This is a genomic window from Wolbachia endosymbiont of Onchocerca volvulus str. Cameroon (assembly GCF_000530755.1).
Classification (GTDB): Bacteria; Pseudomonadota; Alphaproteobacteria; order Rickettsiales; family Anaplasmataceae; genus Wolbachia.
Map to the genome: position 1 here is coordinate 271,336 of NZ_HG810405.1, position 20,245 is coordinate 291,580.

General features: G+C 31.7%; 15 protein-coding genes, 1 tRNA gene and 1 pseudogene. 9 read left to right on the forward strand and 8 right to left on the reverse strand.

The features are described from left to right. Positions 1 to 195: 195 nt before the first annotated feature. The 3 genes from iscX to rpsD form a co-directional block, all read right to left on the reverse strand. Positions 196 to 396 carry a Fe-S cluster assembly protein IscX gene (iscX, locus tag WOVOC_RS01080; RefSeq protein ID WP_014869079.1) on the reverse strand — a complete coding sequence of 67 codons (201 nt, stop codon included), beginning with the start codon at positions 394 to 396 and terminating at the stop codon, positions 196 to 198. A gap of 28 nt (positions 397 to 424) precedes the next feature. Then, positions 425 to 511, reverse strand: a tRNA-Leu gene (locus WOVOC_RS01085). Between the two features lie 9 nt (positions 512 to 520). Then, positions 521 to 1,135, reverse strand: a complete 615-nt coding sequence (rpsD, locus tag WOVOC_RS01090) for a 30S ribosomal protein S4 (RefSeq protein ID WP_025264052.1) — start codon at positions 1,133 to 1,135, stop codon at positions 521 to 523. Positions 1,136 to 1,252: 117 nt separating this feature from the next. On the opposite strand from rpsD, the gene tkt reads away from it, so the two are divergent. Then, positions 1,253 to 3,277: a transketolase gene (gene tkt, locus WOVOC_RS01095; protein WP_025264053.1), complete on the forward strand. Its 2,025-nt coding sequence runs from the start codon at positions 1,253 to 1,255 to the stop codon at positions 3,275 to 3,277. Between the two features lie 458 nt (positions 3,278 to 3,735). Here tkt and prmC read toward each other — a convergent pair whose 3' ends face one another. After that, positions 3,736 to 4,572, reverse strand: coding sequence for a peptide chain release factor N(5)-glutamine methyltransferase (gene prmC / locus WOVOC_RS01100; protein WP_025264054.1), 837 nt, complete (start codon positions 4,570 to 4,572; stop codon positions 3,736 to 3,738). A gap of 1,793 nt (positions 4,573 to 6,365) precedes the next feature. On the opposite strand from prmC, the gene WOVOC_RS01105 reads away from it, so the two are divergent. The 8 genes and pseudogenes from WOVOC_RS01105 to WOVOC_RS01135 all read left to right on the forward strand — a co-directional run bounded on the left by WOVOC_RS01105 (position 6,366) and on the right by WOVOC_RS01135 (position 14,534). Next, the gene (locus WOVOC_RS01105; RefSeq protein WP_025264055.1) at positions 6,366 to 8,348 is read left to right on the forward strand and encodes a heme lyase CcmF/NrfE family subunit; all 1,983 of its coding nucleotides are present in this window, start codon (positions 6,366 to 6,368) and stop codon (positions 8,346 to 8,348) included. A gap of 366 nt (positions 8,349 to 8,714) precedes the next feature. After that, the gene (locus tag WOVOC_RS04890; RefSeq protein WP_256377364.1) at positions 8,715 to 8,840 is read left to right on the forward strand and encodes a hypothetical protein; all 126 of its coding nucleotides are present in this window, start codon (positions 8,715 to 8,717) and stop codon (positions 8,838 to 8,840) included. Between the two features lie 795 nt (positions 8,841 to 9,635). After that, on the forward strand, positions 9,636 to 10,517 hold the full coding sequence (secF, locus tag WOVOC_RS01110; RefSeq protein WP_014869084.1) for a protein translocase subunit SecF: 882 nt from the start codon (positions 9,636 to 9,638) through the stop codon (positions 10,515 to 10,517). Between the two features lie 456 nt (positions 10,518 to 10,973). Further along, a complete protein-coding gene (gene yidC / locus WOVOC_RS01115) occupies positions 10,974 to 12,692 on the forward strand; it encodes a membrane protein insertase YidC (RefSeq protein WP_025264056.1) in 1,719 nt (572 codons plus the stop codon). Beyond that, positions 12,670 to 13,100: pseudogene (locus WOVOC_RS04140) on the forward strand (6,7-dimethyl-8-ribityllumazine synthase). The gene yidC and the pseudogene WOVOC_RS04140 overlap by 23 nt, the downstream one beginning before the upstream one ends. Further along, entirely contained in the window at positions 13,100 to 13,582 is a 483-nt protein-coding gene (gene nusB / locus WOVOC_RS01125) for a transcription antitermination factor NusB (RefSeq protein WP_025264057.1), read from the forward strand. The pseudogene WOVOC_RS04140 and the gene nusB overlap by 1 nt, the downstream one beginning before the upstream one ends. Before the next feature lie 114 nt (positions 13,583 to 13,696). Continuing rightward, a complete protein-coding gene (gene infA, locus WOVOC_RS01130) occupies positions 13,697 to 13,960 on the forward strand; it encodes a translation initiation factor IF-1 (protein WP_014869087.1) in 264 nt (87 codons plus the stop codon). After that, positions 13,938 to 14,534, forward strand: a complete 597-nt coding sequence (locus WOVOC_RS01135) for a Maf family nucleotide pyrophosphatase (protein ID WP_014869088.1) — start codon at positions 13,938 to 13,940, stop codon at positions 14,532 to 14,534. Before infA ends, WOVOC_RS01135 begins: the two co-directional genes overlap by 23 nt. 65 nt (positions 14,535 to 14,599) lie before the next feature. Here WOVOC_RS01135 and WOVOC_RS04895 read toward each other — a convergent pair whose 3' ends face one another. The 4 genes from WOVOC_RS04895 to WOVOC_RS01160 form a co-directional block, all read right to left on the reverse strand. Continuing rightward, positions 14,600 to 14,725 (reverse strand): hypothetical protein, encoded by a 126-nt coding sequence (locus WOVOC_RS04895; RefSeq protein WP_255325495.1) that lies wholly within the window; start codon positions 14,723 to 14,725, stop codon positions 14,600 to 14,602. A 943-nt stretch (positions 14,726 to 15,668) separates the two neighbouring features. Then, complete coding sequence (locus tag WOVOC_RS01150; protein WP_025264058.1) at positions 15,669 to 17,000, reverse strand: alanine:cation symporter family protein; 1,332 nt, start codon at positions 16,998 to 17,000, stop codon at positions 15,669 to 15,671. A gap of 219 nt (positions 17,001 to 17,219) precedes the next feature. Beyond that, positions 17,220 to 18,089, reverse strand: coding sequence for a P44/Msp2 family outer membrane protein (locus WOVOC_RS01155; protein WP_014869090.1), 870 nt, complete (start codon positions 18,087 to 18,089; stop codon positions 17,220 to 17,222). A gap of 112 nt (positions 18,090 to 18,201) precedes the next feature. Next, positions 18,202 to 20,241 carry a type IV secretory system conjugative DNA transfer family protein gene (locus tag WOVOC_RS01160; protein WP_025264059.1) on the reverse strand — a complete coding sequence of 680 codons (2,040 nt, stop codon included), beginning with the start codon at positions 20,239 to 20,241 and terminating at the stop codon, positions 18,202 to 18,204. Positions 20,242 to 20,245: the final 4 nt, after the last annotated feature.

Sequence of the window (20,245 nt, forward strand, 5' to 3'; positions counted from 1 at the left end):
GCTGCTGCTAAATATAAAAGCAGCTTTTTATACTATACTAAGAGAAATTTTTTTGACAAGCTTGCACAGCAAACTGACTACTAGTGTTAGCTACTTGCACGATATCCTGCTGGTAGGTTCAAATCACAATGTTTGTATAGCTATGGATTACATGTTAAAATGGTAAACAAGATCATTTAATAGTAGCTGCCATTTCTATTTGTAAGATCTCTCCTCAATCCAAGCTGCTTGAATAGCTTCAAGTATTTTTTCATTGCAGCGTTTTTCATCATCATCAAACTTTTCTAAACCTAAGACTTTTTTCTTAAGCTCAGTAAATCTGATATTAATTATGTCCTCGTTTGGAAATTTTTTTTCTAAAGCTTCTACGATGCTTTCTATATTGAGCCATTTCATATTTCTTGTATCTTTTCATAAACTAAACTGGTGCCCATGGGGAGACTTGAACTCCCAAGGCCGCAAAACCCACGGATTTTAAGTCCGCTGCGTCTACCAATTCCGCCACACAGGCCCTTTTATTTTACCTAGAGTAAAATTCTACTACTAAATTAACTTCCATATCTGCTGAGTAAGGAACTTCAGAATACTGAGGTACTCTTAAATACTTTACTGAATGCTCTTTACTATTTATTTCTAAATAACCTGGAGCTTTGCGTTCTTGTTTTTCTATGGTCTCTATTACTACAGGGATTTTTACTGCGCTTTCTCTTATTTTCACTATATCATCAGGTTTTACTCGATAACTTGATATGTTAACCACTCTATCATTAACTGTAACATGCTTATGAGATATAAGTTGCTTTGCTGAGTAAATTGTTGGCACAAGACCAGAATGATATAAAACAGCACTTAACCTTGATTCTAAGATACCAATAAAATTATCAGCTGTATAACCTTTTCTGTTATAAGCATCTAAAAATATACGCCTGAGTTGTTTACTTGAAATTGCATAATAAAACTTAAATTTCTTATGTGCAGCAAACTGCTTACCAAAATCAGATAACCTTTTGAACCCAAGAATACCATGTTGTCCTGGAGGATATTTCCTTTTGTTTACTTGGTCTTTTACCCTACCCCATAAATTCATGCCAAGCCTACGGCTGATTCTATACTTTCTACTAACAACAGTTGTCATATCAAAATTTTAACAATATAACTCTAGATTATTAAAGATTTTAGTATTAAGTGTCAACTTGTTTTTGCTAATATAGTATATTACACTTTACTTTTAAGTTCTCTTATCTATCGACATATGAATTATCTACTTTTGAAATCTATGGCAAATGCCATCCGCTTTTTGTCAATTGATGCAGTACAAAAAGCGAACTCTGGGCACTTAGGTATGCCACTTGGCATGGCAGATATTGCAACTATCTTATTTACCAAATACTTCAATCACAACTCTGATGATTCTAAATGGTTCAATAGAGACCGTTTTGTTTTATCAAATGGTCATGGTTCAATGTTACTATATTCCATATTATACCTGACAGGTTATATTAGTATAGATGAGTTAAAAAATTTTAGGCAATTCAGATCTAAAACTCCAGGTCATCCAGAATTTTGTCTAACTCCTGGGGTGGACGCAACAACAGGTCCACTAGGGCAAGGGTTCGCTATTTCAGTAGGTATGGCACTTGCTGAATTGATTCTTGAAAAGCAGTTTGGAATTAATCACTACACTTATGTAGTGTTAGGAGATGGCTGTCTCATGGAAGGAATAAGTCACGAAGCAGCATCACTTGCTGGGCATCTTAAATTGAATAAGTTGATAGCCTTTTTTGATGATAATGATATCACCATAGATGGTGCTACTAGCATCTCTTGTTCTGATGATGTAGAAAAGCGTTTTTTAGCATATGGATGGAACGTTAATAAAATTGATGGGCATGATTTCGACTCTATATCGCTCGCAATTGAGCAAGCACAAAGGTCTAATAAACCTACATTAATTTGTTGCAAAACTATCATTGGGAAATTTTCAAGCTGTGCTGGCACAGCTTCCGCTCACAGTGGTGCTTTTACAGAGAAAGATGTAAAGCAAATAAGAGAAAAATTAAATTGGAACTATGAACCGTTTTATGTTCCAGAAGATATAAAAAATGCTTGGATGAAGGCAGTTAAGAGAGCAAAGCAAGACTATAATTCAGTGTTATTTAAGCGTATGGATAGTGAAGAAAAAAAAGAATGGATTCCAGTATATGATACTGGAACGACAAGATATCATGCAGAACTTCAAAGACGGCTAGATAAACGTTTACCAGATAATATTAACAGTGATTTAGCAAACTTAAAGAAACAAATACATGAAAGAATGCCAAGTGAAGCTACACGATTTTCTTTCGGCAAGGTAATGGAATTTTTAACTAATTCTATGCCAGAATTAATTGGCGGGTCCGCTGATCTTACCGGGTCAAATTGTACTAAGTATGGGCATATGAAGATAATAGATAGAGATAATCGCAATGGTTCTTATCTTCATTATGGAGTAAGAGAGCATGCTATGGCAGCCTGTATGAATGGCATGGCTCTTCATGGTGGTATTATTCCTTATGGAGGCACTTTTTTGGTATTTTCTGACTATTATCGTCCCGCGATACGCCTTTCAGCTTTGATGAAACAGCAGATTATATATATAACAACTCACGATTCAATTGGAGTAGGAGAAGATGGTCCAACTCATCAACCGATAGAGCATTTATCCTCTTTTCGAGCTATACCGAATCTGTATCTTTTTAGGCCGGCTGATGCACTTGAGACTCTAGAATGCGTTAGTATTGCATTGGAAAAAAAAGAATCACCTACGTTGTTTGCACTTTCAAGGCAAAGTGTGAATTACACACGCAAATTCCACTTTGACATTGATCAATCCGCTAACTTATCAAAGCTTGGTGCATATATTTTATGTGAATACTTAGAAAAATTACAAGTAACGATATTTGCTACTGGATCTGAAGTTGAAATTGCAGTTGAAGCAAGGGAAAAATTACAGGGAAAAGGGATAGGTACAAGAGTTGTTTCTATGCCATGCTGGAGACTTTTTGATGAGCAAAGTGATGAATATAAAAAGACAATATTAGGTAATGACAGCATTAAAGTTGCAATTGAAGCTGGAAGTGAAGTTGGTTGGCACAAATATATAGGTTCAAACGGTATATTTGTTGGCATGGAGAGCTTTGGAGAATCGGCGCCTTATAAAGTACTTTACAAATATTTTAACATTAATGCTGATTATGTAGTAAAATGTGTGTGTGAGAAACTGGTTTATGTTGAGTAAGCTTATATAACTATATGAAACCCTATTCTTTTTTACTGTGTTAGTATGTGATGTACAACTGTATAGATATTATGATTTGAGAATAGGAGAGCAGAACTGTCTAACAAATTTCACTAGCCTCTTTGGTATAGAGTATCGAAGATGCTCATTTATCTTTATTCTGTGCAGATTAAATAGCAGAAAAATTTAGCGTATTTGGTGCACCATATGCACCGTATATCTTTAAAAGCTTCTGTGTCTTTTGTTTATACAAGTTGAAATGTGCTTATGAAATGTTCAAGACGTCAAAAAAATCTATATTATTAAGATAAGCAGTGAGTAATTAGCTGTTTGGAATTTCTTTTGCCTTTCTTCTTTGCTTGTAAATTTTTTAAAGATAGTTTAAGAGCAATATAGTATTACAAAAAGCACCAATATGTTAAAATGTACACTCTTTTTCCAAGTTATATAAGAAAAGTCTATTGCTTAATAATAATGCATCTTTTTGTTCCTGTTAAATCATACACATATTCTTGCAAAAATAATCCATATGAAGGAATTATTTTATCAATGTCACTTTGATCTTCACCTACTTCTAATATCACAAACCCATTTTTCTTAAGGCATTTTCTCAATATTGGAAAAATACTTAAGTAACAGTTTAAGCCATCAATACCACCATCAAGGGCTATTCTCGGTTCTTTTTGTACTTCGGCTTGCAGATCTTTCAACTTATTTCTTTTGATATATGGAGGATTACTAATTATAAGATCAAATAAGCCTCTGCACTCTGTCCATGAACTTGGAAGTATTTTAGCTCTGTCAAGTAAATTATGACTTTTTACATTCCGGCAAGCAACTCTGTATGCTTTTAAACTCTTCTCAAAACCAACACCAACGGCATATTCATATTCACTAAGTAAGGATATTAGTAAGCAACCTGTACCTGTGCCAAAATCTGCAATTTTTAATCTCTGCTTTTTGTTTGGATAGCATTTTAACACTGCTAAAATTATTGTCTCACTGTCTGGTCTTGGATCCAAAACATGCTGATTGACTATAAAATTTTTACTCCAGAATTCACGTTTACCTATTATTTGTGATATTGGATACCTTTTCGCTCTTTTTTTTGTTAATTTCCAAAATAACTTTTCCTTCTCCATCGGTACTTGATCGGTACGGTTCATAATTATGTATGATCTCTCTACTTCAAGAACATGCTGCATTATGATCTCACAATCCAGACATGGTGATTCAACTTTATGTGACGATAACAGTTTTGATCCTTCTTGAATTAAAGTGCTGATCGTTTTCATTGTTCTAAAAGTTTGACCTTTTTAATTGTATGTGAACGTTATGATTTAAGTCCGATAGGGAAAACATTACATTTTTTGCTTATCATCTTCAGGTAACTAATACTAGGGCCTAATTTTTATTACATAATTCTATTAAAAACAGTACACCAATTTGCAATTAAGTTTTCTAGATCTCAAATGCCAGTGCCACTTGAATGACAGCTTGGTAGATATACATAAGTGCAAAGCCTAAGTTAGAGTAACTGTACTAAATTTTAGTGTCAAAGAAATTATAGCCTGATCTACTTCAGTTTCACCGTCAGTTTGTGAAGTTTTTCTTAGTTCTATTAAAGGATTCTCTATTTTTCTCAGCTGAGAGTGCCTAAATTGTTATGTATGTTTTGTTTGGTAAAGCTGAATCAAAATTTTTATTAACCTATCTTGCTCCGTATATTACTTACTAATTTCTTAAATCCTTCTACATTGCATAACTGCTTAATTTCGTGTAGCATACTTTCGAATATTTTTTTATTTAAGATAAGTTTTGACGAATTTTTCTGATGTCCAGCAATCTTTTACTGATATATAAGTTTAATTATTTTTTAGTATGCGCTATCCCTAAATGAATATTCACTTTTTTCTTATGCAAGAACTCTGAAAGTTTTTACAATTAAGGGCTGCCTAAACATATTTTTTATGTCATTTAATTATACTAGCATTAACTTACCTATTTTCCTCAAGTTTTTCTTCCGTTATTCTTTTTTTCGATTGCATTCTTGGATTTATCTTATCACATAAATTTCCATATTCTTTATATAAGGTACTATTGGTTGCAATACTTCTTTTTCTCTATACCTTTGTCGTAAAAACTCTTTAACTCATTACTTTGATAGTACTGCTGTAACGTTGTCTCTTTTACCATATAATTTAGAATACGTTTCGTTGAACGAATTATCATGGTTTAATAGGAAGTCTTTAATTGGTTCTTTTCTTTTTACCTAAAACGATTTCTCTAATATTCTAATACATTTCAACATTATTGCAAAAAGTTGAGCTCAACTAACTTAAATAGATAAAGAGGCTATCCTTAACTTCTATAAAAATTTCTAATTGTTTTTACTATTGATTGTCTATTATCAGTAAGTCTTTTTAGTTTTACTCTCTTCATTTTAATCTTTTCTTGAGTTTCTTTCACATTTTTTGAAAACTTTCTGGTTTGCTTTTTTGCTACTGAGAGTTTATGAAAGGCTTTTTTATGTTAACCTTTTTGAAAACACCAATAGCTTCTTTAATCGTTTTTTATCTATTTATTGCCTTGGTTCTTATTCAGCACTAGATTATTAGGTACTTAACTTCCGTGAAAACATTACCATAAACACTTCTAGTAACATTATAAATAATATATTTTACAATTTACTTAGTTACATATAATTTATTTTCTTTGCAAGTCAATCAGCAAATAGTCGCTAAATCTCTTTATTAATAATTTACTTTTCTTATATTTGAAATCTTCTTACTTTTAAAATCCCAAAACAGTATAGAGATTTTTTTAAATCAATTACTGACTTGTTATTACTGTTCTATTTTATTATTTTTACTAATATAAAGATTTGCTAATCTTGATTGTACCTATGATATTACTTCAACACCAGTCCTAAAGAATAAAAGTGTAAAACTTAATATTTAATTTTTACTTACTGTTACCGTGATTGATACAGTAAAGTATGGAAGCATCATGCTAGTTTTATTTTTATATTAAAACTTTAACTTTCAACTTATTATTAGTAATATCATTGTATAAATATCTATAACTTATGTCTGAGCTTGGAAACATATTGCTACTAGCAGCTTGCTTATTATCATTAATATATTTATTTTTACCGCTTAGTTCTTACCGATTTATTACTATTGCTGTATTTTTCTGTGTATCAGCGTCAATGGCTATTTTGATTTACTGCCACATTACAAACGATTTCTCACTTGAAAATGTATATTACCACTCTCATACAACAAAGCCTTTGATCTATAAAATCTGTGGTGTTTGGGGGAATAAGGAAGGGTCAATGCTGCTTTGGACCTTAGTTCTTACCTTTTACCTGTTTCTGATGGGTACTTTCATTGATAATAGCAGTGAATTGAAGAGGGTGTCCTTAATTACTCAAAGCTTGATTTGCTTCTGTTTTTTGTTGTTTACTTTACTTGAATTTAATCCTTTTGTTAAAATGACAAGTATTGAACCGGATGGCCTTGGTTTTAATCCGATATTGCAGGATATCGGTCTTGCAATCCATCCACCGATATTATATTTGGGATATCTTGGGTTTAGTGTTCCCTTCTCGCTTTCTATAGCTGGGTTAATTGTAGACACTAAAGGAAACCTTTGGGCTAGGATTATCAGGCCTTGGGTACTTGTCTCTTGGTCATTGCTTACTTTTGGCATTAGCTTTGGCAGTTGGTGGGCATATCGTGAGCTTGGTTGGGGCGGGTTTTGGTTTTGGGACCCAGTAGAAAATGTTTCCTTGATGCCGTGGTTAATTGCAGTAGCACTGATACATTTGCTACTTGTAGTACAAAATTTTAATGTTTTAAGGAATTTTGCTACTTTGCTTGCACTTACAACTTTTACACTGAGTGTGGCTGGAACATTTTTAGTTCGCTCAGGAATACTTGCTTCAGTGCACACGTTTACAGATGATCCAAGGTATGGATTATATATATTAGCTTTACTTAGTGTAATTGTAATTAGCAGCTTAGTAATATTTGTAGTGTGTACGAGAAAAAAACATATATCTTTGTTGTCATTACAGTATTTAACACTGAAATCTAGAGAGAAAGAAAATATAAAACCTGGTGGTCAAGTTGATCAGATACCAGGGAGTAGAAGATTCTTTTCACGATTTACAATGATGTTAATAAACAATTTGTTGTTTATTACAGCATTTTTTATTGTTTTTGTTGGTACCTTATACCCTGTAATGCTCGAATATTTGACTGGTGAACTTATTTCAGTTGGAGCACCATATTACAATTCCTTATTTAACCCTATTGTGCTAGTCGTTCTAGTGCTCATTATGGTAGGACAATATTGTCGTTGGCAAGGAAATAGTTTATCATCAATACTCCGTGAATATAAATTCACATTTTGTAGTGCTGCAGCTATTTTACCATTTATTTTTCATATGAAGTTAATGATCATATTATCAATTACCATTTCTATAGCATTATTAGTCTTTATTTTGGAAGCATATAGTAAAAGAATCCGTTTATTTAAGATGGCACTGGGAGAATCAATTTTATTAGCAAAGAGAGTTTCCGGGTCTTACTATGCTATGATGCTCGCTCATGCTGGAGTAGCAATTCTAGTACTTGGTATAACCTGTTCAGTTGGTTGGCAAGAGAAAAAAGAGAACTACTTAAAAATAGGGGATAGCATAACAGTCAATAAATTTGAGGTCACTTTACGAAATATCGAATTAATAAGAGAGAAAAATTTCCAAGCAGTAAGAGGCACAATGGATATTAGGAATCTATTGAGTAACAGGGTGCTAGGTGAAGTAACTCCTGAATACAGATTTTATCTTGTGGAAGGTCAGAGGAATGCTGAAAGTAGCATTTATCACAATTTATTTTTTGATATTTACGTTATAATCGGCAAAATCAATAAGAATAAGAACAAGATTGCTACTAAAGTATATTACAAACCTGGAATGTCTACAATTTGGCTTGGATCTTTTCTCATTGCTTTTGGCTCGTTTTTCGCTGCTGTTTCTTCTTATAAACGAGCAAAGGTTATCTAGCAACAGGTTGTAGCTAGTACTACTGTATCTTGGAAAAGGTTATATTAAATTTAATTGAGAAATATAGGTATTTTATAAAAGCTTGCAATAGAAATTTTATACAGCTGATACCATAGAGATAGCTGTATTATGAATGTATAAAAAGTTATAGAAATTAGTATATTATGGTAAAGCCTTATGGCAGGATATAGTTTATTTATATAAAAAATAGTATTAGCAATATCAATGATGGTAATGATAAGAAACGTACTGATTCTATAAATTAGAAAATATAGCAAAAGATAAAACATTGGAGGCTAATGCGGAAATATATTCAGAAAAATTTGATAAACAAAATTAGAGTACCGAAACAGCAAGTACTAAAATATGACAAGGGTAGAAGACGTTTATCTATACGCTTTCTATATTAGAGTAAAAGTGTTTTATTCAATTGATATTGAAGATCTGCTTCTTGGACTAAAAATTCTAAGAGAAAACAGCTATTTTAATTAAAAGTAAGTACAAAGGAAGCATAATCTCATAGAAAAGTACACAAAGCAATTCTTGAACTAATCAAATTTATCTAAGCTGAAGAGAAAAGTAATGCAGAAGCAGCGAGAATAAAAATAACAGAGATCTTACTTAAAGCAGGATTTTCTGCTAATATTATTTATCAAGCAACTGACTTATTAGCCGATGAATAGGTAATTAAAGAGAAAAAAGTGTATGTAAGATCTTATGTATAAACTATAGGACAAAAGATAAGGAATAAGAAGTATGTTCAGGCAAATTTAGCAAGCAAGGCCAGAGTGTTATAACAGCAAATATCAAGATATAAAAAAGTTACCAATCTTTTGCGAATTGCAAATTAGATGCTATAGCAAAGAAACTATTAACGATAGTTGAAGTTATAATATTTAATGTAAAAGAAAATCGTTAAAAGTTGGAGATCGTAAAACAGAAAAAGAGCTATTAAGTTTAATAGAGCATGCGAGAGTGCAAAAAATTAGTAACCAAGACTCACAAAATGAATTAGATGTGTTGATATAGTTTTTTTATTCAAAAGAATGTAGATTCACAAAGAAAAGGTTAACAAAGTAAAAATTAAATTATTAGTGACTTACTCATATTAGGTATTTCTGTTGATATTATATTCTAAGTAACTATAGCTTATTAATTGATGAAATTATGTGATCTAAAAATTATATTACTTAACTGTAAAAAAAGTAAAGCTTAGTATAGTTTAATCACAAGATAAACTAGTAAATCTTTTGAAAAATATATAAAGTTAGAGTTTAAGTAAAGAGTATGGCAGTCAGACTCGTTTCAGGTAACTTCGATATCGAATTTAGCAAATACAGAAAGTTAACTATACTAATTAGTATTATTCTGGTTATTTTTTCAATATTTACTGTCATGTTACGTGGAGTGAATTTAGGCATAGATTTTACAGGAGGAATTTTGATAGAGATAAAGTCTTTAAATGAAGATCATGTTATTCTTAATGTATTAAAAGAAAACAGTTTTATGGTGCAGAGTTCAAAAGCAGGTGATAATTTAGTTATGCGCTTTAAAAAAGAAGGAAGTGAAGATAAAATCAAGAAGATAAAAAGTATACTAGAAGAAAAGCTAGGTAGTTCGATAAGCTATCGTAAAGTAGACTATGTTGGTCCACAAATAGGCTCATCACAGGTGTTTGAAGGAATATTATCAATGTTAGTTGCAATTGTTGGAATATTTTTTTACGTCTGGCTTAGATTTAACTGGCAATGTGGGTTTGGTGGAATAATAGCACTTGTTCATGACATAATTTTAACTGTTGGTTTTATTAGCCTGACTGGCATTGAGTTTAATACTTCATCAATCGCAGCTCTTCTTACTATAATTGGTTATTCAATCAATAATTCAGTAATTATGTATGATCGAATTCGAGAATATCAAAAAAATGGTGAAGAGAGGAATATAAGTAAAATAGTAGATGCAAGTATTAACGCTACATTATTTCGTACTGTTTTAACCTCAGGTACAACTTTACTTGCTGCTCTTCCTTTGATGTTGATTTGTACAGGTATAGTCAGAGACTTCAGCTTGATCATCTTCTTTGGTATTTTAATTGGCACTTGCTCTGCAATATTTATTTCTGCTCCTATATTAACCTGCAGAGTTTTAATAAGGAGATTCACAATATAATATGTATAATATTAGCTTATTCTCTCTTACAGAGAAACAAAAATACCTCAAAATCCTATTTTCACTTAAGATACTTAAACCATTTTAGCTCTTACTTGACCTTTTACAGCTTCATGCATTTTTAAATTTTGAATATTTTGTAAGTTAAGGTAAGCATAAGTGTATTTTTTTAGATAGAACAATTTATTTTGAATCTTTTCTTTATATGGTGAAAAAGTACTGAGAAATCTATTTTTTAATCTACTCCTTTATAAATAGGAGCATTCTAGTGATAACTATTATTAGTAGTTAAATAAATGGGTTTTTTACTGTGTTTATATTGTTAAAATGTGAAGCTATTATAATAGATAGTAATAAAAGATTAGTGTTAAAAGTTATTATTAAAAATAGGCAAACTTTATTGTTTCAGTACAACATTTAATATACACTTTAAGGAAGTATATTTAGCTCAAATTTATGTCAGAAGCAAGAAATCTAATTTTGGCAGCTATCCTTTCTGTATCAATTATAGTATCGTGGTGTGTTATTTACGATAATTTTCTTAATGTAGACCAAAATAACCAATCAATTGAAAATATTGAACATATAGAATCTTTTAATGATCTTGCTTCTATGATACACCAAAATCGTTCCGAAATTATTAATTCTACTCAAGGACAAAGGATTAACCTAACCAATAATATGGTTAAAGGGTCGGTTTCCTTAAAAGGTGTCAGGTTTGATGACTTAATCTTAACCAATTACTACTTAGAACTAAATTCTCCTTCTTCACAGGTGGTATTGCTGTCACCTGCAGAATCAAAAGATGTATATTTTGCAGAATTTGGTTGGCTCGATCCAAGTGGCAAAATTAAAATTCCAGATTCTAAAACAATTTGGCAAACTGATAAAGCTGAACTAACTAATCGGAAAATAGTTAATTTGTTTTGGGATAATAAAAATGGCATCATATTCAGAACAAAAGTTAGCCTTGATGACAGCTACATGTTTAAGATTGAGCAAATTGTTGAAAATAATACAAAGGACAATGTAATCTTAGTTCCTTATGGTAAAATTAATCGTAAACGTGATAATATTAACGAATCTTATTGGATATCGCATGAAGGAGTACTAGGTACGTTTGATAATAAGCTAGAGGAATGGACATATAAGGATATTGCCAAGAAACGTTTAATAAAAACAAGTACAAGTGAAAAAAGTTGGTTTGGTTTTGCTGATAAATATTGGCTTACAGCCATTATACCTGAGAAACCTGACAAAATAAACGTTAGCATCAAACATATAAATGTTAATAACATTGATAAATTTCAAGTAGATTTTGTCAAGCCTTACAAGAGCATATTTCCTGGTACAAGTGTTTCTAATGTAAATTATTTTTTTGCTGGAGCAAAAAAATTGAATCTATTAGATTATTATAAAAGTGCTCTCAATATACCTTTGTTTGACAAAGCTGTAGATTTTGGTGTCCTTTACTTCGTAACCAAGCCAGTATTTTTACTGCTTGAATATTTTAACTTAATCTTAAAAAATTTTGGCTTAGCAATATTGGTGCTAACCTTAGTAATAAAACTTTTGATGCTTCCTTTGTCTAACAGGTCATATGTTTCAATGTTTAAAATAAGAAGTCTGCAGCCTGAAGTGAATCGCATAAAAGAATTATATAAAAACGATAGTTTAAAGCAGCATAAAGAGGTAGTTGCACTGTTCAAAAAAAACAACGTTAACCCAATGTCAAGCATTCTTCCTATAATAGTACAAATACCAGTATTTTTTGCTCTGTACAAAGTATTATTTGTTACCATAGAGATGAGGCATGCTCCTTTTTATTTATGGATCAAGGACCTTTCAGCTCCTGATCCGACAAACATCTTCACACTATTCGGATTGTTTAATTACAATTTTCCTGTTTCTATAGGAATTTTACCAGTAATTTTAGGCATTACTATGGTAGTTCAGCAAAAAATCAGTGAAAAAGATCAGAATAATAAAGATGACATTCAAGTAAATATCGTGAGGTTTTTACCTTATATCTCCATCTTTATTTTTTCTTCTTTTCCTACAGGCTTAGTAATATATTGGATATTTAGCAACATTATAACTTTAATTCAACAATCTTTAATGAAATTCTTCTTAACGAGAAAAGTGGGTGTAAATATTGAAAATACTAATAGTTAATTCAGTTTATTATGATAAAATAGCAGATTTTTTGCTTAAAGGTACGACTGATAAGTTGAAAGATGGTAATACTAGTTATGACCTAGTTAAGGTTCTTGGTGTATTTGAAATGCCGGCTGCAATTCTTTTTGCGGTCAAAAATAGGCATATTAATATGAAGGTTATTTAGTTTTTGGATACGTAATTTGTGATGAAACTGATTATTATCAATACCTTTGTAAAGGAGAAATCGGAGGATGAAATGGAGTTATTATTATGTATTATGCAGTACCTTTTGGCATGGGCATAATTACTGTTGATAGCAAAGATAAAGCTTTAGTAAGAACTGGTAAAAACAAAAAGAATATAGGTGATTATGCAACCTTGACTGTTTTGTATATGATAGATTTATACAAAAAGTTAAGCTAATGGAGGAAAGGCTTGTAGAAAGAAAGTGGTGTATGAAGAGAAGTACAGCGAGATTTTTTACTATACAAATTGCTTACTCAAATATTTTTATAGACTACGACAAAAGTACCTTTAAGCTAGAAAACTGTGAGCTTAGGAGCTATGTAAATAAGTTAGTAGATATATTTGAATGTAAAGAGTTTGATTATCAATTTTTAGAAGAGCTATCATATAAAGTTATAAGAAACAGTGAAGAGTATGATAAAATAATAGAACTTTATTTACACCCAAGCTGGTCTATTGCGCGGTTGAATCTCATAAGCTTATCTATTTTGCGTGTTGCAATATGTGAGTTAACTAATTGTGATACGCCGGCTCCAGTTGTTATTAATGAATATACTAATATCGCATCTGATTTGCTTAATAAATCAAGCGAAATTGGTTTCATTAATGGATTATTAGATAAAGCGAAAGATGCAGTTAAGCTAAATAAGTGTTCTTAATAATTCTCTTAACGGTATTAGCATGGAAGAATAAAAGAAGTTAGTGAAAAAGGTCTTTTATCTTCTTTAAGATCTATGGTAGACTGACAAAGATTATTAACTATAGTATAATAAATGATAAAAGACGAAAAGTCGAAAACAATTTTTGAGGTAGAAGGAATAGTGACTGTCTTATTACCTGCGGCAGAATTTAGAGTAAAGTTAGATAATGAACATGAAATCATCTGTCATGTGTCAGGAAGAGTAAGAAGAAGCAAAATACGCATTGTTATCGGAGATAGGGTGCTAGTTGAAATGAGTATTTACGATAGGAATGCAAAGAAAGGTCGGATAATTAGAAGGCTTAAAGGTATAAGTGAAAGAACTATCTCTAAATAGTCTTATTCTTGCCTCATCATCAGAAGGGCGAATAGCTTTACTAAAACAAATAAATATTAAACCAGGCTTAATTTTGTCAGCAGATATAGACAAAACTCCTTCGAAGAAAGAACTTCCAAGAGATTATTCAATCCGCATGGCAAAAAGTAAAGCTGAAAAGATACAAAGTTTAAATCCAAGTTATTTTGTGCTTGGTGTTGATACGGTTGTTGCCTGTGGCAGGAGAATATTGCTCAAAGCCGAAAACGTTGAACAAGCAGAAAAATACATTCGTTTATTGTCGGGAAGAAGACACAGAGTATATACCAGTGTGTGTTTATTAACCCCTAATCGATTTAAACAGCATATTAGAACTGTAGTTACAATAGTGAAATTTAAACGTCTCAGTGTACAAGAAATTAAATTTTATTTAGCATCAGAAGAGTGGAAAAATAAAGTAGGAGGGTGCAATATACAAGGCCTTGCTGAAATGTTCGTATTGTTTTTACGTGGCTCATACTCTTCTGTTATAGGGCTACCATTACATGAAACTTATTGTTTACTAAGTAATTATTTTAACCTCAACTTATATTGATACACTTTTATCTTTTTCTTGTTGCTGCTTGAGACGTTTAATCCAAGGCAATCTGGTTTACAATTCTATGCATAATCACTACTATCAGCATTTTCTACTATACGTTTTACCACTGTGATTTTTATATCTTTTCCACGTTCTCCTGATAATTTGCCTTTCTTTTGAAGACTTAACCTTTCTTTCTTCCTCAAGCTTGTTAGTTAAATATTCATGGTCTACTTGAGATTATACATGATTGATTATTGTGGATTGGAAATGAATAGCTTGGATTTACTTTGTCAGCATTTCTTCTTTTTTCCTTCTATTTTTTAAATGCTTTACTTATTTTTTGAAGATTCTTCTCTTTTTTCTCAAATTCTTTATTTCTTTTATAAGAACTTTTCTATAATTGAGCTTTATTATTTTGCCTAATATCTACATTTTCCTCGGTAGTAACGAAGATATCGATTCTACTACTATCGCTATAGAAGGCACACTATGTGCGTGCGCTTTTCTACACCTAAATCATTTCTACTGTTTGGTGTTGAAGCAGAAATATTAATAGTTGATCTGCCGTTTTTTATATTTGTTAAACTGTCATTTTGTCGCTTTTTTTGATTGATGCTTTCCTATTACTAACATCAACATGCCGTAAATCATTTTTTATTAAAATTTTTAATATTTTGCCATAAACCTTTCCTTTCTCCTAATTTTCGGAGCTCAGGTGTTAAATTTTTTTGCTTATTTCTTTATTCACCTCTGAGTGAACTAGTTCTTAGGTAGCTATGGTAGAGGAGTTTCTTTTTTCTGAGAGTTTTTTCCGTCACTTAAATCATTTTCACTAATAGACTGTAATCTAGTGGTCTGAAAACCTAAACCTTCAGTCTCGAGCAGCTTGAACAATACTAACACAGTTATTATTTATATTATTTCTATAAAAGCTTTAGATGATTGTCTACTGTCTTGTTTTATTTCATTTTGCTTTTCTTCATCTTTCTTGAATTGTATTTTATGTAAGAATAAACCACCTATTTTTAGATCTCTGTTTACCTTTGACTGCTACCTTTTAGTTCTTAGCTAGTATAATTATTACGGTAATTAGTTAAGTTTTTATAAAAGGATTGTGCTGCTTAGGTGGTGACTGCTGCATTTTAGTTATGCTTGTAATTTTAAATATCTGTTACTCATAGTAAATATTTCTGGGTTTCTGGAAGTTAGTTTGAGTATAGTAAGTATGTTAATAAACAATAAAGCAGCAATCGAAATATCAGCAATATCCCAAAGTAATTGAACTCTATTTATTGCACCAACCGGAATAATCACAGTAAAAATTACAATCCAGATTTTAATATATTTATCATTCATAGATACGTAGCGTATTGTTTGTTTTGAACAAAAAAACCAAGTAAAAATAGTAGTAAAAGCGAAACAAAACATTATGACCATGATTAAATAATCAATATAAGGCCAACTCATAGCTCTTTTAAAAGCAAATATACACATATTAGTACTCTCTAAATCAGTGACCCAAGAATCTGTAACAAGTAGTACCATTGCTGTAACAAACACTATAAATGCAACTATAAAAGGTGATATTATTGTAATCAGACTCTGTTCAATGATAAATTTATTGCTATTTTTTTTAGGAACAATTGAAGAATGTACAGTACCTTCAAGGCCAAGTCCTATATCTGTTGCAAAAATACCACGTAAAGTTCCTACTCGAATAATGGTTAACACTTCCAAAATTAAGCCTAGAGATAAACCAGAGTTGAAACTACTAGTTGTAAGGAAACTGCTTGTTATTAGTTTCAAAGAAGGGAGAATATTTTTGCTAAACTTAAATAATATAATACCACAAAGTGTGAGATAACTTACCGTCATTATCGGTATCATAGCCGATATAAAAATTTTGATTTTTTTTAAGTTAAAAGCTGCAACAGCAAAAAATATTATAGCTATTATGACCCCACCAACAACCATAGGAACATCTATTATGCTAAGCGGTATTGATAGAGAATTTACTTGAACAAGGTTACCAACAGTTATGGAAGTCATTATCATAATGGCTAGGAACATAGCTGTAGCTTTCTTAGAGTTAAATGCATCAGCCACACAAGATATAGGACCACCTATAAACTTTCCATTTTTTTTCTTTCTGGTCTTCATACTCAGATAACAAGTAACATATTTTATTACAGAAGTGATGACAATAATTATTGTCATCCATAAAATGGAGCCAGGTCCACCGGTTTTTAGAGCAACGGCAGTTCCTGAAATATTTCCTACTCCTAAATTTCCCCCTAAAGTTGTAAATAGGGCAGCTATAGAAGAAAACTTATTTTCTCTTCTTTTGATTCCAATGAGTGAAAGCGCGTATGGTAATCTAAATATTTGTAACCATTTTAGTCTAACCGATAAGTAAATACTGGTAATTAATATCAGTAATATTGTCAGCATTAATAAAACAAATTTTATTGTATCCATCTACAGGCTGAAAATAAGTGTTTTGAGTTGAGTATACAAACAAAAGTTAAAAACACCTAAAGCTATTTCTGTAAGAGTTCATGCAATTAACAAGCTTGTTTCTATCATCTTATGGCTTCTTTAGTATAAGCTAGACAACCCAGCGTGCTAGGGTGACGAGGAAGGAACGTTAGAATGATATCAATAGAGGTGCCTATTGTTTTTTTAAGGATTTAGGCTTTAATTAGCAAAATGAAAAATAAGACCAGCCTCTATACCATGTGTAGTCAATAATCCACTACCTGTACTTATATCTTCTTGTTTTTCAACTCCTATTAATGAAGCTTCTTTAACATTATCATCAAGTGTCGATTTTACTCCTGAGGTACCTGGCTTTACTTCTCCTAATAAATCTACTTTTAGCTTGTAGCCTTTGCCAAAGGTACCAAAATGTCTATATCCAACACGCATATTTACATCTTTGCTTATGCGATAATCAAGACCAGCTTTTAATTGATATGCAGGTCCTATTAATGTTTTCCCGAACATCTTCATTCTTGTTAAACCGGTTCCAGCTCCAATATAAGGGGAAAAGGAAAAACTGTTACTTTTTAAGTGATAGCAAGTATTTACCATTACAGATACATTTTCAATTTGGTCACTATCAGCTTTAGCAGCATACATATAAGTTTTTCTGTTTGCACCTTCTCCAATTCCTTTGAAGTATAATATACTCGTCCAGCTACCTTTTTGGCTAAAATTGCCTGCCTTTACAGAAGAATATATTCCTTCTAATTCAGTTCTATAGCTACTGTTACCTAATTTTCCTTCATAACCGAATGCTATACCTCCAGCAAAGGGTGGATTGTAGTCTTTTTTATACTCACTTAGTTTTTTATCTTTAATCTTATTGGAAATATACATCTTGTTTATAGTTATGTGTTTTCTAGGGTTATTCTCTATTTTTTTCACTTTCAGTAAACCTATGTTATTAAAAAATTGACCGTGGTATCTACTACTAAAGTAAAACCCTTCTGTTTTACTTGCAAAAGACTGTTGCGGTAACAATAAAGCAAATACTGTAACCGCTAATGTTTTTTTGTTACTCATTATTATTTCTCTATTTAAAATAGTTAATTTAATACTAATTAATTAAAAATAGCTTAATGTAGAAAACTTAATATAACTTATTTTTTGAGTCAGAAAATAGGTAAAGTTGGTTTTACTTCTCATTGTTTTTTAGCTTATCGCTAATATTTTCATCTTCAAACTCATCCTCTTCGTCATCAAACCTGTCATAATCTTTTTCTTCTTCAAATTCATCATCGAATTCATCGTCATCTTCTTCATCTTCAAACTTACCGTCAACATCTTCATTATAGATATCTTCATCTTCAAATTTATCGTTGATATTTGATTTATCGTATGCTGCATCCTTAGTTTGAGCTTCAATAGGGTAATCAACAATGTTAGGCTTCTCTTCAACAGCATTACTTTCTTCGTTATTGACTCTACCGTTGCTAGTAGTAGAAAAGACTTTATTTGGGTCATATGGTTCCTGTGTAGGTACACGGGTTGGCTTAAGTAGTTTTCTTCTGAAGGTACTATCATTATAGTATAAAATTTTCTTTGATTTAATTGGATAAGTCGATTCTATCAAGATTATTTGCTCATCACGCGGCAACATAATAATCTCTTGAGGCAACAGCAATGCTCTCTGTGTTTCAGAGATATGTAACGACCTTGAAGCGGGGTTCAAATCTAAAAATTTAGGTTTATTTAATGATTCCTGTTGTACAGTTTTGTTTCCTATAAGCTGCGATATTAAATTAGCCGTTTCAATGTTATTGGCTGCAAAAGTTATTCTATAAGTTGAGTTTGATAAAAAAGAGTTCATTCCTGCTTCTTCGTATATTCCTTTGAGTTGTTCAGTATCTTGAACAATTAAGAATAATCTAACTCTATACCCACGAAAATATGCAATACCAGTTTGAAACTGCTCCATTTTTCCAAGTGTTGGAAACTCATCCATTAAAAATAATACGCCATAAGGCTCGTCATCCAAAGGTAATTTTCTACACAAGAACTCAGTTGCTTGCTGATAGAAAACTTGCATTAAAGGTCTTAACCTATTTAAGTTATCTGGAGTTAAACCAACGTAAACTGTAACTTTCTCCTTTTTAAAATCTAAAATATTAAAATCACTCGTTGTAGTTGCAGTATCAATTAGAGGGTTTGCCCATAATTCGAGCGATGAGTTCATTGTTGAAACAACACCTGATCTTTCTTTGTCAGCTTTTTGCAAAAAGGCTGCAATATTCATATACGCTACAGGATGTATCATTTTACCCATCGTATCTAAAACAACAGCAAGATTATAAACTACGTCATCACTACGCATTGTACGTACAACTTCGCCAAAAGATTTCACCTTCTCTGGTGTAGCAAGTAAGTATAATACTACTCCAACAAATAAGCTTCTTGCTTCATTTTGCCAAAAATCTTGCTCAGGCATGATTAAGTTTGCTATTTTTTGCACGTCATCGACCATTTGTCCAGGTTTTTCGCTAATCCACTCTAATGGGTTATAACAGTGGCTAATTCCATCTGGCTGTGCTGGATTCCATACATATACTTTTTGTCCTTGTCGTTCTCGCCAACCGCTTGTTATTTCATAGTTCTCTAATTTTATGTCGTGTACAATTACCGAATCAGTCCAGAATAATAAATTAGGAATTACAAAACCAACACCTTTACCAGAACCTGTAGGTGCAAACAACAATGTGTGTTGATATCCGTCAGCAATAAAGTAGCCTCTTTTATCTTTACCAAGCAATAATCCTTTCTTGCTTCTTAACCCTGCCTTTCGTATGTCTTTCTCTGATGCCCACTTTGAATCTCCGTGGAGCGATTCTTTCTTTTTAAATGGACGCCATTCAATTATCCTCTCTCTTAGATTCCACAAAACAGTTATTAAAACAATGATAGGTAGTACGGAAGATGCAATTAATTTAATTGTGAGTTCAGAGCTATATAACTCTGGATGATGCCAACAATATTGTATGTGATCAAAAATTGTTGGCCAGAGAGCTTGAGGAAAAGGAGTTAAACTAGGGTTAACTGCTTTAAAATCTACACCATCTGGACCATCAACAAATAGATGGAACAATATTCCAGATAAATAGAAGCAAAACTCCAGTATACTGAAAACTACAACACCTCCTATCAAAATGTTGCGTAGATGGTTTCCACTATGACTCATAAAC